This window comes from Labrenzia sp. PHM005, from assembly GCF_006517275.1.
Classification (GTDB): Bacteria; Pseudomonadota; Alphaproteobacteria; order Rhizobiales; family Stappiaceae; genus Roseibium.
Window position 1 is genome coordinate 2975151 of the sequence record NZ_CP041191.1, and the last position, 16684, is coordinate 2991834.

At 55.7% G+C, this 16684-nt stretch carries 13 protein-coding genes; 8 read left to right on the top strand and 5 right to left on the bottom strand.

The features are described from left to right. Positions 1 to 11 precede the first annotated feature (11 nt). Entirely contained in the window at positions 12 to 617 is a 606-nt protein-coding gene (locus tag FJ695_RS13335; RefSeq protein WP_168206361.1) for an ABC-type transport auxiliary lipoprotein family protein, read from the top strand. Between the two features lie 16 nt (positions 618 to 633). On the opposite strand, the gene FJ695_RS13340 is transcribed toward FJ695_RS13335, so the two are convergent. The 3 genes from FJ695_RS13340 to FJ695_RS13350 are packed head-to-tail and all read right to left on the bottom strand — an operon-like array spanning position 634 to position 3485. Then, the gene (locus tag FJ695_RS13340; protein WP_141185913.1) at positions 634 to 1941 is read right to left on the bottom strand and encodes a TRAP transporter large permease; all 1308 of its coding nucleotides are present in this window, start codon (positions 1939 to 1941) and stop codon (positions 634 to 636) included. Positions 1942 to 1944: 3 nt separating this feature from the next. Beyond that, positions 1945 to 2454 (bottom strand): TRAP transporter small permease, encoded by a 510-nt coding sequence (locus tag FJ695_RS13345; protein ID WP_209011030.1) that lies wholly within the window; start codon positions 2452 to 2454, stop codon positions 1945 to 1947. A gap of 2 nt (positions 2455 to 2456) precedes the next feature. Continuing rightward, positions 2457 to 3485: a TRAP transporter substrate-binding protein gene (locus FJ695_RS13350; protein ID WP_168206362.1), complete on the bottom strand. Its 1029-nt coding sequence runs from the start codon at positions 3483 to 3485 to the stop codon at positions 2457 to 2459. A 171-nt stretch (positions 3486 to 3656) separates the two neighbouring features. Here FJ695_RS13350 and FJ695_RS13355 point away from each other — a divergent pair, with 171 nt between their 5' ends. Then, positions 3657 to 4148 carry a MarR family winged helix-turn-helix transcriptional regulator gene (locus FJ695_RS13355; protein ID WP_209011031.1) on the top strand — a complete coding sequence of 164 codons (492 nt, stop codon included), beginning with the start codon at positions 3657 to 3659 and terminating at the stop codon, positions 4146 to 4148. Between the two features lie 81 nt (positions 4149 to 4229). Here FJ695_RS13355 and FJ695_RS13360 read toward each other — a convergent pair whose 3' ends face one another. After that, positions 4230 to 9989, bottom strand: a complete 5760-nt coding sequence (locus FJ695_RS13360; RefSeq protein ID WP_141185916.1) for an antitoxin — start codon at positions 9987 to 9989, stop codon at positions 4230 to 4232. 274 nt (positions 9990 to 10263) lie between these two features. Between FJ695_RS13360 and FJ695_RS13365 the strand changes: the two genes are divergently transcribed. From FJ695_RS13365 to FJ695_RS13375, 3 genes are all read left to right on the top strand, one after another. After that, positions 10264 to 10578 carry a hypothetical protein gene (locus tag FJ695_RS13365; protein WP_141185917.1) on the top strand — a complete coding sequence of 105 codons (315 nt, stop codon included), beginning with the start codon at positions 10264 to 10266 and terminating at the stop codon, positions 10576 to 10578. 251 nt (positions 10579 to 10829) lie between these two features. Beyond that, the gene (locus tag FJ695_RS13370) at positions 10830 to 11192 is read left to right on the top strand and encodes an Hpt domain-containing protein (RefSeq protein ID WP_247653834.1); all 363 of its coding nucleotides are present in this window, start codon (positions 10830 to 10832) and stop codon (positions 11190 to 11192) included. Between the two features lie 111 nt (positions 11193 to 11303). After that, on the top strand, positions 11304 to 11624 hold the full coding sequence (locus tag FJ695_RS13375) for a 2Fe-2S iron-sulfur cluster-binding protein (protein ID WP_141185918.1): 321 nt from the start codon (positions 11304 to 11306) through the stop codon (positions 11622 to 11624). Between the two features lie 63 nt (positions 11625 to 11687). Here FJ695_RS13375 and FJ695_RS13380 read toward each other — a convergent pair whose 3' ends face one another. Further along, positions 11688 to 12914, bottom strand: coding sequence for an MFS transporter (locus tag FJ695_RS13380; protein ID WP_141185919.1), 1227 nt, complete (start codon positions 12912 to 12914; stop codon positions 11688 to 11690). Positions 12915 to 13050: 136 nt separating this feature from the next. Here FJ695_RS13380 and FJ695_RS13385 point away from each other — a divergent pair, with 136 nt between their 5' ends. From FJ695_RS13385 to FJ695_RS13395, 3 genes are all read left to right on the top strand, one after another. Beyond that, positions 13051 to 13839 carry a helix-turn-helix transcriptional regulator gene (locus tag FJ695_RS13385; RefSeq protein ID WP_141185920.1) on the top strand — a complete coding sequence of 263 codons (789 nt, stop codon included), beginning with the start codon at positions 13051 to 13053 and terminating at the stop codon, positions 13837 to 13839. Between the two features lie 73 nt (positions 13840 to 13912). After that, positions 13913 to 14341 carry a universal stress protein gene (locus tag FJ695_RS13390; RefSeq protein ID WP_141185921.1) on the top strand — a complete coding sequence of 143 codons (429 nt, stop codon included), beginning with the start codon at positions 13913 to 13915 and terminating at the stop codon, positions 14339 to 14341. 329 nt (positions 14342 to 14670) lie between these two features. Continuing rightward, positions 14671 to 16683, top strand: coding sequence for a diguanylate cyclase (locus FJ695_RS13395; protein WP_209011032.1), 2013 nt, complete (start codon positions 14671 to 14673; stop codon positions 16681 to 16683). The last annotated feature ends 1 nt before the right edge of the window (position 16684 follow it).

The window sequence follows — 16684 nt, forward strand, 5'->3', positions numbered from 1 at the left end:
GACAAACGCGGATGACACAGGCAGACAGCCGGCTGACCCGACGGGCTTTCGTCGGCGCTCTTTGTGGCAGTGCCGTGGTCTCCGGCTGCACCAGCTCTGGTCCCTCTGCCTTCTATAGCCTTCAGGCCGCTGATGTCGGCGGCGTGTCAGGCCGCTCAAGCCGCGTGCAGGTGCTTGTAGCTCCCCCACGTGCACTGAAAGCGCTCGATACGACTTATATTGCCGTTGTCGATAGCGGTCCGGTCTATTCCTATTTTCCGAAAGTTGCCTGGGCCGATACGCTGCCGAATGTTGTGCAGACCAAGCTGGTCCAAACCTTGCAGAACACCGGACGCTTGCGCGGTGTTGGGTTGCCGGGCGATGGCCTGTTGATCGATTATCAGCTGCAGACAGACATCCGGGCGTTTGAGCTCAATATTGAGCGTGCAAACCGGGGCGTTGTCGAGATCGCGGCCCGGGTGGTCAATGATCGTAATGGCCGGACCGTCGCCAGCAAGGTTTTCCGGCGCGAAACACCTTCTGGAAGTTCGGACGTGGATAAGGCGGTTGCGGCCATGAACCAGTCTGCAGAGCAGGTGTTTTCCGACATTGCCGCCTGGACGCTCAGAAACGTCTGAGCGCCCAATAATCTATCTATATTAACGCCAGTGAGAACGCCGGTACTGCGATCAGCAGGATCAGGCGCAGGATGTCTGCCGCCCAGAACGGCAGGATGCCAGCGAACATCGTGCGCAGTGGCACATCGGTCAGGACAGAGCGCAACACAAAGACATTGAGGCCGATCGGTGGGGAAATCAGGCTGATTTCGGTGACCACAACAACGATGATTCCGAACCAGATCAATACCAGTTCCGGATCACTGAGCAAGCCAGTGCCAAAGTCGAGCGATGTGACGAGCGGAAAGAACACCGGCACGGTCAAGAGGATCATCGACAGACTTTCCAGAACCGCCCCCAAAACCACATAGATCAGTACCAGAACCAGAATGACCACATAGGCATTCACGTCGAGGGATTGGACGTAGTTGAGCAAGGCGTCCGGAACACCCGCATAGCTGATGAAGTTGGAAAAGACTTCCGCGCCAATGATGATTGCAAAGATCATCGCGGTCGTGCGGGCGCAGTTGAGCCCGGCGCTGAACAGTTTTTCAAACGTCAGACCACCAGACAAAAGCGCAATCAGGAACGCTGTCGCTGCGCCAATTCCTGCCGCTTCGGTCGGCGTGAAGAAACCGCCGTAAATGCCGATCATGATGACGGCGAACAGCCCAAGCACCGCTAGGACGCCCCAGATATCTTTACGTTCCACTGGAATGTCTTCGTGTTCACTGGGGGCAAGTTTGGGCTTGAACAGAACGGTTACATAAACGGCGGCCATATAAAAAACGACGCCCAGAAGCCCTGGGATGATGCCGGCAATGAACAGTTTGCCGATGTCGGCTTCCGTCAAAAGACCGTAGATAATCAGAATGACACTGGGCGGGATCAGAATGCCGAGCGTGCCGCCAGCAGCGATTGATCCGGTTGCCAGGCTGTCGGCATATCCGGCCTTGCGCATGGATGGCATGGCCACTTTGGACATGGTGGCAGCTGTTGCAAGAGACGAGCCGCAGACAGCGGAAAAGCCGCCACAAGCTACAACGGCTGCCATTGCCAGACCGCCGCGCATCCGGTGCAACATGCGATGCGCGGTCGTAAACAGCGACTGGCTGACGCCGGAAATGGTCAAAAGGTTGCCCATCAGGATGAACAGGGGGATCACTGACAGCGTGAAGGACAAGCCAGTGTCAAAGGCGGCATTGCCCAGAAGATTGAAGGCTGCATTCCAATTGCGCAGCATGGCAAAACCGGCGGTGCCGACAATGATCATCGCAACAGCAATCGGTACGCGCACCAGAACCAGGCCGAAAAGGGCGCCAAATCCAATCAGAGCCTCGAGCACGAGTTAGGCCCCTTTACGAAAACGGTTGTAGGAGAAGACGGCGGCGGCGACTGCTGAAACAGCAAAGGACACAGCGCCGAGCCAGCCGATGATAAAGAGCGGAATTTCAAGTGAATCGGTCACTTGTTCCCGCCGCTGCAGTTTATCTGCATGTTCGATCAGCTCCATGGCGATCAGAGCAAAAATAGTTATGGTGCAGACCCCAGCAATGAAAGTGCCGAGGCGTTTGAGCACACGGCTCTTCATGCCATCGAGAAGCTCAACCTCAATATGTTCACCGGCGGCAGTCGTTAGCGGAAGCGCCAGAAAAATCAAAGTCGCCAATAGCAGCTCGGTCAGCTCATAGGCCCCAGTCACCGGGCTGTTGAAGACATATCTTGCCACCACGTCGACGCATGTCAGGCCGATCAAGGCAAACATGGCCAAAAGGCAGGCTGAGCCGAGGACATAAGTCATCACGGGCCGGATCTTGGAGATCCAGCCCGCGTTGGTTTTTTTGGACGTTGCCGTCATGATCAGTTGCTGATGTTGGTTTGGGCGCGGAATTCGCCCAAGGCAGCTGCACCGTCAAAGCCGGTTTCCGACACAGCCTTGACCCAGGCACCTTCATGCTTTTCAGCCAGTGCTTTGATCGCTGCCAGAACCGGGGCAGGGGCGTCGTAGACTTCGATATCCTTGTCGGCAATGTAGGATGCGCCACGGCTATCCGCACCGTCCCAGACACCGCCAGCAAGTTCTGCAAGCGCTTCGCCGGATACTTTTTCAATCGCCGCCTGATCTTCAGCTGAGATACCGTCCCAGATGTCTTCGTTCATGACCAGGAACCAAGAGGTGTTGTAGATACCGCCCGGCACTTTCATGGAGTACTTGATGTAGTCCGTCAGTTTGAAGGCCTGAAGCGCTTCCATCGGGAAGGTCACGCCATCAATGACGCCACGGGACAACTTTTCATAAACTTCGCCTGGGCCCATGAACTGGGTGGTGATGCCGAGGTCTTGCGACAGACCGGCGATGTAACCGCCCGGTGTGCGCACTTTCAGACCAGAAAAGTCTTCCGGCTTTTCGATCTTGCGCTGGTTGTTGTGGAACATGCCAGGACCATGCACCCAAAGGCCGAGAAGTTTGGTGCCCTTGTGCTCGTCCTGCGCTTTGAGGCTGCCACCATAAACATTCCAATAAGCCTTGGAACCATCGGTCGCGGTGTCTGCGATAAAGGAGAACTGGCCGATGCGCGAACGCAGGAAGCGGTCGTCCTTGGTGAAGGAGTGCAAGCCATAAGTGATATCGGCAACACCATCTGCAGCAAGGTCATAATGAGCCGGCGGCGGTCCAAGCGGCTTTGGCAGGACACGGACTGTGACACGGCCTTCAGTTGCGTCAGCAACTTGCTGTGCCCACGGCTGGATAACACCGGTAACGACCGGGTGCTTCGGCGGCAGCCAGGACGATAGAACCAATTCGTCAGCAGAAGCGCTGGCAACCAGGCCTGTCAAGGCACCGGCAGCAGCGCCGGCAAGGATCGAAAGATATTTCAGATGTTTCACGGCTTTTCCTCCCAATTCGGTCTCATGCCGATGTCCGTCGCTTCCGTTCTTGAAGTGAGTGTGTCGAAATTAGTTGCATTTGAAACTAAGTCAATCGTAAAATCTCGCAAAACAGTACGGTGCGCCAAAAGTTGAACCGGAATGATGGGCCGTCAAAAGGTTATGCAGACGATGACAGGACACGAAATAGATACGGATTTGAAGCCAGGCGGGTTCCAACTGGAAACCTTTTTTCCTTACCTGGTCCGTGTGTTTTATTCGGATGTAACCCGTGCGCTTTCAGATATTTATCAGCGTGATTACGGCATGACGCCGGCGGAATGGCGGGTCATGGCGATCCTCGGATCCAGCGCTGAAGGTATGCAAGCCAGTGAAATCGTCTTCCGCTCCAGTATGGATAAGGTGGTGGTGAGCCGGGCCGTCAAACGCATGGAAGAGCGCAAGTTTTTGAAACGGAACGCCAATGCAGCTGATGGACGGAGTTATCTTCTGTCCCTGTCCGACACGGGGCGAGCTGCTTTTGAAGACCTCGCCCCAAAGCTGATGGCCGTCGAAAAACAAATGCTGGACGGATTGGAGGACGATGAAATCCAGGTCGTGCTGGCCGCGATGTCCAAGATCCGGGGCAATTTGGCAGTGTCAGAGCCGGCGACTGAGGTATAGGGCAGACGGTTCAGGATTGGGGTAGTGGACATGAAAAAAGGCGGCCCGGGAGCCGCCTTTTATTGTTTCTATGACCAGGGCTTAGTCGAGCCGGCCGCTGGCGTGAGCCAGCATCGTGTAGACCTTGCCGGTGTCAGACGTCAGATAGGTCTGGCCCAGCATATTGTCGCGGTCGTTGCGGGAGACCTGCGACAAGAGTTGCTCGAAATCAGCCACGTAGCGCTCCACGGCTGTTCGGAACTCCGGATCACGGGCGTATTTCTGGCGGATCTCGTCAAAGGTCTGCTGGCCTTGCAGCGTGTAGAGGCGGCGGGTAAAGACGTGCCGCTCACCACTGCGGTAGCGTTCCCACAGATCGATGAAGGTCTCATGGTCGATTGCCCGGGCGATGTCGACAGACAGCGAATTCAGGCTTTCCACGGTCTGCAGCGGTGTGCGGCCCTGTTCGGTGTCGGCACTTGCGTCGTCTTCATCACGTGAGGCTCGGCGCAGAAGGTCTGAGACCCAGCCCTTGCCAGCGGTATTTCCGGCATCAGCCTGAGCCGGCTGCTGACGGCGAGTGTTGACCGGTCCACGCGCTTCGGGCTGCTGCGGAGCTGCCGGACGCGGCTGCGGCTGTTGCTGGACAAATGCCGGTGCCTGCGGGATCTGCGGGGCGGGAGTAGGGGCTTGTTGTACCGGTGCAGCAGCCGCCGTTGCCGCCTGTGCCTGCGGCTTGGAGACATCAAGCGCGTTGGATTGCTTGGCAACGATGTCGGACAGCTCGGTCAAGGCGCGGATCTGTTCGTTGACCACCTTGCGCAGCGCTGCAGAAGATTCTTCTGCTTCATCCGGCAGATTGAGCACGCCCTGTTTCAGTTCGCTGCGCGTGGCCTCCAGTTCGCGGTGAACGTCGCGGGCCACATCGCGCATGCGTGTTGCCGCATCGTTGAACCGGTCGGACGCGTCGCTAACTGTGCGGGACATTTCCGCAATGATGTCGTCCTGTGCAGAGCGGATCGCATCGCGGGCCTTCTGGCCTTCCATACCGGCCGTCAGGCGCATGGATTCGAACTGCTCGGAGACTTTCTTGGACGCTGCCTCGGCAGCAGCGCTCAGCATGCCTGCCGCATCGCGGGCCTTGTCATCGGCTGTCTCCAGCGTTTCAGACAGGGTTTGCGTGAACGACCGCATGAGCGTGTCGACAGCTTCGGTTTTTGCCAGAAGCGTGTCAGCGACATCTTCGATCGCGGTCTTGCGCTCAGACACGCGGCCTTCAACAGACCGGTTGGTGTCTTCCAGATGCCGGGCCGCTTTGGTCAAGTCTTCTGCTTGGTCACCGAAGCGGTTGGTGAGGTTCTGGATATCGGCCAGTGTCGTCGACGTGACGTCCCGCAAGTTGCTGACTTGCTCGTCGATCAAGCCGGTTGTCGAAGTAGTCTCCGATACGGCCCGGTCAACCGCAGAGCGGAACTCGCCAGCGCGGCGCGCCAGGTTGCTTTCCACTTCGGAAAGGTTCTCACCAGCTGTGGAAACGATGGACTGGAGGTTGGTGTTCGATGTCTCGATCTTGTTGAGGATATCGGAAACGTCCGCCTCGAGCCGGAGTTTGGTATCTGTGAGCAGGCGGGTGGCCTGATCGCTGCGCTCGTTGATGGAGGCAACGATCCGGTCCCCGGCTTCTACCAGCGAACGGGTCGCATCGAGACCTGTGTGGGCAAAGGTGTCAGTGACATCCTTGCCTTTGACAGTGATTGCCTCAAGGATCGCGCCATGAACTTCAGACAGGCGTCCTGTGAGGTCATTGGCGCGTGTTTCGATGGCGCTGATAAGTTCATTGCCATCGGTGCCAACGATCTTAGCCAATTCGCCGGAGCGGGCACCAAAGGCCTCGTTGAGGGCTGTTGCCTTTTCGAGCAACTCGTCCGCCACTTCATTGCCGCGGTTGACAAGAAGGTTGGCGGCTTCAGAAACCGCGCTGTTGACGCGGGCGCGGATCATGCCAGCCTCACCGGACATCTGCCCGCGGATTTCCTCGAGCGTCTTGGCAAGCGTCAAGCGGGCCTGTTCGCTTTCCGCTGACAGGTTGCCGGAGATTTCTGCAATCAGACCAGCAAGCTCGGTGCGGACCTTGTCGCTTTCGCCGGTGAGGGAACCGGAGAACTCAGCCAGCGTACCGGCATAGAGTGTCCGTGCTTTCTCGCTTTCGGCAGCCATCGCCCGCGCCGCGTCGCCAACTGCGGCAAGCACCAAGTCGCGGATCCGGCCGCTTTCTCCAGACATTGCCCCAGTGGCTTGTTCCATGGTCTGGCTGATCTGAAGCGCCGCCTTCTGGCTTTCGTCGGTAAGTGAACCGGTGGCCTGTGCCATAGTCTGGCTGATCTGGTCTGCTGCTTTCTGGCTTTCGCCGACCAGAATGCCACGGGCTTCGCCGACCGAACCCAGTACGATCTGACGCATCCGGTCGCCTTCGCCGGAAAGCTTTGTAGTGGCGTCTGTAAGCGCACCGTCAACAATCTCAACGGTTCTGCTGCGCTCGCTGGCCAACGACTCAACTGCACTTGCAACAGCGTCCTGAACCATATCCCGCAAGCGTGTGCTTTCTGTCGAGAGGGTTGCCCCGGCTTCAGAGATCACTGCAGTCAGGATATCGCGGGCCCGTTCGCTTTCGCCGGTCAAAGTGCCCGAGATGCTCTCCAGGCGTTCGTTCAAGACTGTTTCCAGCTGACCTGCTCGGGTGTCAAGCGTTTCGGCAACTTCGAAGACCTTCGCGCCAAGAGAAACATTGATTTCGGCAATGCGCTCGGACAGGGATTCAGTCAGCTGTTCGCTCTGTTTGCCCAGAACAGTGCCGGCTTCTGTCAGACGGTTGTCGAGGGCGGAAGTCATCTCGTCCTGACCTTCGACGAAGGCCTGGGCGATTTCCTTGGTCCGGGAAATCAACGTATCGGAGATCTGGCGCGCGCGGGCATCCAGTGTCTCGTCAATTCGTTCCGTTCCACTGGTCATGGTCGCGGACAAAACTTCAGCTTTCTCGGCCATGGCGGCAGCCGCGCTGTCGACATGGGATGTCAGCTTGGTGCTGATATCGTCGGCACGGTCTGCCAGCGTGTTGCCGGCTGCTTCAACGCGCTGACCAAGCTGAAGGGTGATCGCATCAGAGCGGTCGGCCAGGACATCGGTGATGTTGCGTGTTTTATCTTCCAGCGCTTCGCTGATGACATTTGTGCGCTGTTCGATCGCATCGCCCAGGATCTGGGTTCGGGATTCCAGCGCAGCTTCAAACGACGCCGTACGCTGATCCAAGGTTAGATCCAGGGTGTTGATATGGCTGCCCAAAGAGGCGTCCATTGTCGAAATACGTTCCCCGAGCGAAACGTCCATAGTGGAGAAACGATGTTCGAGCGACGCATCCATAGTGGAAATACGATCACCGAGGGTTGCATCCATCGTCGTGAAGCGATGGTCCAGCGATGTGTCCATTGCCGAGATGCGCTCGCCAAGGGAGGTATCCATTGCTGTGAAGCGCTGCTCCAGGGAGGCATCCATGGTGCTGATGCGATCGCCAAGAGTTGCGTCCATCGTGGTGATGCGCTCGTTCAGCGATGTATCAATGGTTGAGAAACGCTGGTCCAGGGACGAATCCATGGTCGCGATGCGCTCGCCGAGTTTGCTGTCCATGGTTTCGATGCGGCTTTCGAACGTCACATCCAGAGTGGATAGACGGCTGTCGAGCGCTTCGGAGAGCAGTAGTGTCTTGGTGTCGAAAGCATCGATCAGCTGACCGCCGCGATCTGTGACGATGGTTTCCAATTCGCCCAAGCGGTTGCTGAGGCCTTCGTTGAGTGCCTGGCCGCGGACTTCGATGGTTTCTGCGATCTTGCCGCTGATTTCGTTGATGTCGCCCGCAACCCGGTCGCCGCGGCTGCCGATGAGTTCGGCCAGCTGTGTCCCGGTTTCCGCCAGCTTCTGGTTAAGCGAACCGGTTTGTTCGCCCAGGCTTGCTGCGAATTGGCCGGAAACGCCTTCCAGCGTTTCGCGGAAGCCGATGGTTTGCTGTTCCAGAATAGTTGCCATCTCGTTGCTGCGGGCCGCCAGACGTTCGTCCAGCTCGCTGCCATTGATGGAAATGGCCGTGTAAATCCGCTCGGAAATGTTGTCCAGTTTGTCGGCAAGTTCGCCGCCGCGCACGGAAATGGTCTCGGTGAGCGAGCCTGCAGTCTCGTCCAATTTGGAGGCGATTTCGCCGCCGCGCAGGGACAGATCAACCACGATGCTTTCACCGGTTCCGCGCAGGATCTCGGCGACTTCTGTGGAGCGGCTGGACAGGGTTTCGACGATTTCGGCACCGCGGATCGAAATGGTGTCGGTAACCGCCTGACCTTTTTCGGAGATGCTTTCGACCACCCTGCTGCCGGTTTCCGCCAGAGCCTCGTCCAGATGGGTCACCCGGGTATCGACAGTTGTGACCAGTTCCTCGGTCCGTGACGTGATCGTGTCGATCAGACGGCCGGAGGTGAGTGACAGGTTCGCATTGATTTCTTCGCCGCGCGCCGTAATGACGTCACCGACCTGTGTGCCGGTTGTCTCCAGAGCGTTGCGGAATTCTTCGGCCTTGCCGCTCAGGGTTTCCACGACCTCGGAGCTGGAGGATGCAAGCGTTTCGTTGATCTCCAGGCCTTGTTTTGTGAGGGTCTCAACAAACGTGTTTGCTGTTTCTGAGAAGCGTTCGTTCACTTCGTTGCCGCGATAGGAGAGGGTCTCCCACATGGTCGTACCGGTCTGCGACAGGTTTTCGACAAGCTCGGTGCCGGTGGTGGACAGGCGGGCAACATAATCGTCAGCGCGGACTGTGAGGGATTCCACCATTTCGTTGCCGGAGGCATTGAGTGTCGCGCCCAGAGAGTCAATGCGGGCATCAACAGTGCTGGTCAGTTCTTCAACGCGCTCGTTGACCGCGTCGATCATGCGTTGGGTCGCTTGGTCGACGTTGGACCCCAATTCACCAGAGGTATCAGACAGTTGTGATGCGAAGTTCTCATGGGCGCCCGCAATGGTCTCGCGCACGCGCTCGGCGTTCATGACAATGGCTTCGCGCTGAGTGACCAATTCTTCGATCAGTGACCGGATCTTCAGTTCGTTGTCATTGTAAGAGCGTTCCAGCGAGGAGACCTCGTTGTGGACGAGAACTTCCAGCTCGCTGGCACGAGCAATCGCCCGTTCAATGCCATCGCCCATGGCAGCGACTTCACGGCGGATCGCTTGGCCGACGCTGAGAATGGATTCCTTGGCCATGTCTTCCGGTTCGGCAAGGCGCAAGGCGACCTCGGTCATGCCGCGGGCGACAATACGCATTTCCTGCGCACGCCAAATCATCATGGCCATGACAAAGAAGAAGATAATCGGAACGACGATCCCGATGGCTGCGAGGATCATGTCCGGAGACTGGAGCAGGGATTGCGCGTCAGTGACAGCAGCGAGCTTTTCGCCGAAGGTCGACATAAAGAGGCTCGTGCCGAGAGCTGCCCAAACTGCTGCCAGGGCAAAGGCCCCCCAAAATGGCGCTGTCGAGGGCCGGCGCTGAAGCGCGTAAATCAAGTTGCCAATGTTCCGGCGGTCGTCATTGGCCGCAGGCGGGCGTCCTCCGCGGCTCCGGCGCCGAGAACCGCGCTGATTGTCGCGGTCAGATTGACTTTCGTCCGCTTTTTTGGACGCACGCCGGGACGGGGCCGCTTCGGCTTGAGTATCAGGCTCCTCATCAGGGGGAGTTGCTTCCGGACCGCCGAAATCAAGTTTCAGCGCTTCTTCAACTGCAGACAGTGCTGCTTCCGCCGGATCTTTCGCCTTCGTCGGATTTGCCATGTTTGGGTCGCCTCACATCCGTACTCATTACACACCGGTGATCTCAGTCAGCCGTCGCTGCCATGAGGGTCATCCGAATGCGTTGATCCTAACCGTGATTTTTAACAGGTTTCCGGTTTGGATCTGTTGTTAGAGGAGGGCCGCCGCTGACCGGCTGCAACCAAAATGGTAAACAGCACACTCCCCATCTTGCCGCATTAGTTCCTGTAATGGCACACTCTCTCCTAACGAACAAGAAACAGCAATGGCCTGAATCACTTAGGAGAGGGGTCTGATGCCGAAAATGAAGGAAGTGAACGCAACGGAAAGTGCCCCGAAGGGGATAAAAAGGTTTGAACTTGATGCGGGCAAATTAACCCCTGCACAAAAGCGGTGGTTGAATCGCGGAGTGAGTCAGCCTGGCGGAAAATTGCCTCTGTTTGATGATCAAGGGCGTCAGTTCCCGGTTCGTACAATCCGTTCCTGCATCGATGCGGGGTGGGCAGAGCCTTGGTTTTCCAACCCAATCAAGCCTGATTGGCTGGTTTGTAAGCTCACGCCTGACGCACTCGAAATATTGACCGCAAGTCAAAAAAACGAAGAACGTTAATACGAATCATTTTATTAAAATTTTAGCGATTCAGGAAACCCGCCGATTTGCAAGCCTTTTTTTAGTGTGATCATGCGGCGGGAGTTAAAGCCCATTAACCAAAAAAGCAATTTTTTGGGGACATGGGCGCAAACACGGTCTGTTGGGGTCTGATTTAACCGTGCGTTTGGGTCTTCGCGTCACAATCACGGGCAGATAAAGCTTGCGGCAGGGTGCCGTCAGGCAGGTAATGAGTATTTCGGAGCACCCTCATGGCCCCTTCTTCGATGGCGCGCGTTGCAGGCCGCGCCAGTCCCGAAGCACCAATTGATCTGGTGCAACTGGCCACAAATACGCTTGGCAACAGGGATCTGGAAGTTCAGGTCCTGCATCTGTTCAAGTCCCAGTCACGCTTAACCCTTGAAAGGCTTGAGAGCGAGACTGACACAGCTGCGCGCATGGACCTGGTGCACACTTTAAAAGGATCTGCGCGGGCAATTGGTGCGCAGCGCGTCGCCACGGCATGCGAGAGCCTGGAAGGGAACATGAAAACCGCCGCAAATGCGCCAACAGAACGTTTGGTTGCGGCTGTGGACGAAGCCAACGGATATATCTGCGATTTACTGGAAGGCTAACGGTCTTCCAAGCGGCTTACACAAGCGCAAATACGGCATGGTCCTTGACCTTTTGTCGGGAACCTTTATGTCGGGTCGACGAGAGACCTATTTCTATTCTTGGACGCGACTATGCCAAAAATCACCTTTGTCACCGCCGATGGGGCCCGCACCGATGTGGACGCTGCGGAAGGTTCCACGGTTATGGAAAATGCCATCAAGAACATGGTGCAAGGCATTGAGGCCGAATGCGGCGGTGCCTGTGCCTGTGCAACCTGCCATGTTTATGTCGACGACGCCTGGTCGGGCAAAACCGGATCTGCCGAACCGATGGAGGAGGACATGCTCGACTTCGCTTATGATGTGAAGCCGACGTCGCGCTTATCTTGTCAGATCAAGGTGACGGCCGAAATGGACGGTTTGGTCGTTCATGTTCCTGAGCGTCAGGCCTAAGACAGTCTACTTATTGAGATAAAAAAAGCCCGCCGGGATACTCCGGCGGGTTTTTTTGTTCGACTATTCTGCCGGTTGGGCAACTGGCCGCTTGAACCACCAGTCGACCTCCCGGCCGTCATCCGGATTAGACGGGATTAACGTGGCGAGGAACAAACTGACGGCTGCCATAGCTGCGCCAGCCAAGAAGACCGCTGCTGGGGATATCAGCCAGATCAAGCCGAACAGTACCGGGATAAACACAGCGGCGATGTGGTTAATTGTAAAGGCAACACCGGCGGTCGGTGCAATGTCTGCTGGATCGGCAATCTTCTGGAAATAGGTCTTGATTGCGATCGCGATGGCAAAAAACGCGTGGTCGATGACGTAGAGGGTCGCCGCCAATGTTGCGTTGGTGACAAATGCATATGTGACAAAGACACCGATCAAGCCGACATATTCCAGGATCAAAGCCTTACGTTCACCGAAGCGCACGATCAGCTTACCGATTTTGGGCGCCAGCAGCATGTTGAAGACGCCGTTGATCAGGAATAACCCAGCAACCTCGTGTACATCGTAGCCAAAGCGTTCGACCATCAGAAAACCAGCGAACACCGTGAAGATCTGACGCCGGGCTCCGGCCATGAAGGTGAGGGCGTAATATAGCCAGTAGCGTTTCTTCAGGATGATTTTCTTGTGCTGGGGCACGCCTTCCTTGAAATGCGGATACGCCATGATCAGGAAAGCCAGAACGACCAGCGTCAGCCCGCCAGCAATCGCAAAGACAACCGTGAAGGACAGATCGAACATCTTCCAGGCGATGAAAATCAAGCCGTAGGCAATCAGCTGGGCAAAGGAACCGACCGCAAGGATCTTGCCCATACTGGCTGCAGCCGTTGCCTTCGGCAACCATTGAAGCGATAGCGACTGGGCCATGGTTTCATAATAATGGAACCCGATCGACATGATCAGCGTGGTAATGTAGAAGCCGAGCGCTGTTGGAAAGTAGCCTGTAATGGCAACGCCGATGCCGAGCAAAAGCAACGACAGGTAGGCGAGTGTCTGCTCCCGCATGACAAGCAGGAGATAGACAGCCAAAAAACTCAAGAAACCCGGAATCTCGCGGATCGATTGCTGCATGCCGATTTCGCGCCCAGTGAAATCCAATTCCTGGACGGCGAAATTATTCATCAGGTTCCACCAGGCAGCAAAAGACAGCTGCATGGCGCCGGCCATGATCATCAAGAGGACAGCGGGGGATCGCCAGCCGGTCTGGCCGTCCGTGTTTATGCTTTGTGTAAAGTAGGTCATTCCATTCAGCCAAAGAGTGATTACTGGCAGCGCTGCGGATTGTGTCTACAGCGATAAAGCTCTTGCGTGTTAGCGCTGTTTTGTCATGATATGTTTCCGTTTCGCCAAATCCATGTAGCAGTTCAAGAGGCAAGGCATGTCAATCCATCCGGAGCTTTCCGCGTTTCCCGATCATGAGGTGAAGGCGAAAATCATCGGTTATGCCAACAGCCAAAGAGCAGGACCGGGCCACAATGGCTGGCACTCTCACGATTCAGCCCAGCTCTTTCACGTCGTAAAAGGCTCAATCGCGATTGATACCGAAATTGGAACGTTTTTCGCCCCGCCGGAGCGGGCTGTGTGGCTGCCTCCCCGGATTGCGCATGAAACCCGGTATCTGACTGATACGGACATCCGGTTCGTCTATGTCAATTACGACTATGCCCAGGATTTGCCGAAGACCGCGCAGGTCATTCAAGTGACCACCTTGTTGCGTGCCTTGATTCTGGAGTTCATGTCCTACCCGCGCGCGGAAACCGCTGATGGACCGGCCGGGCGGATCGCGGACGTCATTTTGGATCAACTGAAAATGCTGCCGGCAGCGCCCCTTCAATTGCCAATGCCGCAAGATCCAAAACTGAGAGAGTTGTGCGATGGGTTGGTGCGCTGTCCCGCGCATGTTCCGGCGCTCGCCGAGGCCGCCGCTAAGAGCGCCATGTCCGTGAGATCCTTTGAGCGGCGGATAAAGGCAGAAACCGGCATGAACTACCGGACCTGGTGCCGGCAGGTGAAATTATTCCGGGCCCTGGAACTGCTGGCAGCTGGGCGGAGCGTATCTGATGTCTCGCATAAACTTGGATATGAAGGGCCGAGTGCTTTCGTGGCCACCTTCCGAAAGGCTTTTGGGGTGACACCGGGGCGGTATTTTGGACAACCAGAAGGCTAATTGACATTTCTCATGGCATAAAACCCGCCAGAACGTCATGACTCTCCTCACAATAGAGTAAAGGAGGCATGCCATGTTTCAGAAAATCCTAGTTCCGATAGATCCTGCTGAACCGAAGTTTGCCGATGACGCATTGGCCAAAGCTTCGCAACTTGCCCGTGACTACGGCGCCAAAATTCATTTGCTTGCTGTTTGTCCGGAAGTGCAGAGCTTTGTTGCCAGCCAGTTGCCTGAGGGCTTTCAAGAGCGCGAAATGAAGGAAACAGCTGGCATCTTGCAAGAAGTTGGCGATGCCTTGGATGTGCCGGCTGGTGCCTTGGATGTCACCGTGCGGGTTGGGTCCGTCTATCATGAAGTGATCGAGGAAGCTGAAAAAGCATCGTGTGATCTGGTTCTGATGACCTCGCACAAACCGGGTCTGTCGACCTACTTCATCGGGTCCAACGCCGCTCACATCGTCCGTCACGCACCGTGTTCGGTCATGGTGCTTCGCGGCGAATAATCCGATGCGGTTTCAAGTAACCCTGTGGCGGATATCCGCCGCAGGATGGTGTCTGATGCGTTCGACCCTGTCCAAATTGACCATGTAACTTGTGTGTTTTATTGTTTTTTGAAACTTTCTGTTAAGTTAGTTTTTCTTTTGTCGTCAGGCGCAAAGAGATTTTGTATCTATTTGAAATAATTGATTATTTTGTCTTATAATAAGTGTTTTTGCTGAACGCGACCGTGTCCTGGTTCGCTGTATTCAAGTTGTAGGAAAGATATCCTCACTTCCCTAAGGTCGTATTTACTTTCGTAGCGGAAACTTGGGCTGTGACCTAGGAGTTTCGAATGCGATCGTCTTTTAATTTCAGATCATCCGTGATGGCGAAAATTCTTACGATCGTCTCTTTTTGCATATTTTTTGTGGTCGCCGCGTCAGGTGTCGGGATCTACCAGATCAGGCAGATTGGTCAGGAAATCCAGTTTGTGGCCGAAGCCGAGGTACCGCTGACCGAGGCCCTTGGTCATGTGACAACACACAGACTGGAACAGTCGCTCCTTATGGAGCGCATGATGCGCTTGCGGGCGAATGGCAGTTACAGCACCAAAAAAACCATCGCAGAGGCCGAGGCCCGCTTTTCAGTCCTATCAGTGGAAATCAAGGAAGAGTTCGGTGAGGCCATGGAGATTGCGCGTGGAGCGCTGCTGCTGGCAAAAACTGATGTACAGGTCACCGAATTCACTAAAGTGATCAATATATTGAGCAAGATTGCGGAGGAAAACATCCGCTACGGGGTGACATCCCAGGAAGCACTTGACCATGCACGGCTTGGGCAAATCGAAAAAGCTGAAGCTGTTCTTGCAAATGTGGAAGAGGCTCATACTGCGTTCGACCGGGAATTGGAAAATCTTCTTTTCCGGGTTCAGGCCCTTGCTAAAGAGGCCGCCGATGCTGCGCTGGCTTATGAAAGGCAGGCTCTTCAGCAGACCATTTCGATTTCTCTGGGATCCGCTGTTTTGTCCTTTTTGTTTGCCATGGTCATTGGCCGGCGGACGATTGCCGCGCCGCTGTTGGAAGTCGTCAATGCGCTCTACAGCCTGTCCCGGGGGGACTATGAAGCAAATCTCTCCAGCAAACGCCAAGACGAAATTGGTGATATCGGCCGGGCCTTCAATGCCTTCAAGGAGCAGATGCTGCAGATGCAGAAGCAGGAGCAACAGGAGACCCAGCGCCAGCAGGCATTAAACCAGGAAATCAAGCTGCTTTCTGAGTTGAACGAGTGGTTACAATCGTCGAATTCGCTTGACGAACTTTTTCATATGGTCAGCAAATTCATGACCAAACTGCTCCCAGACTGCCGCGGTTCCATCTACGTCTATTCCAATTCGAGAGATGTTCTGGACGGTGCTTGCTCATGGAACGGTGCGACATTGGAAGATCACATCCGGCCAGACACATGCTGGGGTCTTCGGCGCGGCCGGACCTATGTTCACGGCGACAACGTCATCAATTTCACTTGTGATCACGTCGATCCGCGGGAAGAAGGAGCCTATGTGTGCCTGCCAATTCTAGCGCATGGTGAAACTGTTGGCCTGATGCATCTGACACCTGCTGAAGAACTGGATAGCACCGCCTTCGCCAAACGGCGGAAACTGGCCCAAATGGCTGCCGAGCAAATCAGTCTTGCGATCGCCAACACTAGAATGCGAGATGAGCTGCATAATCAGTCTATCCGGGATCCGCTTACTGGTCTTTATAACCGCCGCCACTTCACCGATAGCCTGCGCAAGCAGTTGGAAGCTTCAAAATACAAAGGCCATCCGGTTTCACTTGTTTCTGTCGACGTGGATCATTTCAAGAAGTTCAATGACAATCACGGCCATGACGCCGGTGATATGGTGTTGCGCGCTGTTGGTACTGCACTTGAAGATGCGTGTGATGGTGACCAACTGCCGTGCCGTTTGGGTGGCGAAGAATTCATGATCTTGCTGCCGGAGGTTTCCGAAGAATTTGCAGCTGATTTTGCGGAAACCCTTAGGTCAAAAGTTGAAGCGATTACAGTACGCTATGGCGAAAAGAATCTTCCACGGATTACGATTTCGCTTGGAGTTGCCGCACATCCGAAACATGGAACTATGCCGCAGGAGCTGATCAAGTCTGCCGACGACGCGCTCTATGCATCAAAAGCCGGCGGTAGAAATCAAGTGACTCTTGCCAGCAGCTCAGACGAGGAGGAGGCCGATACCGAAGCTGATTTGAGGGCCTTTGTTGCCGATGCCGCAGCCGATACAACTTCGTATGATACTGACTCCGACCAAGACACACCAACCGGTCGCAGAAAACTGGCGGCCAATTCTTAAG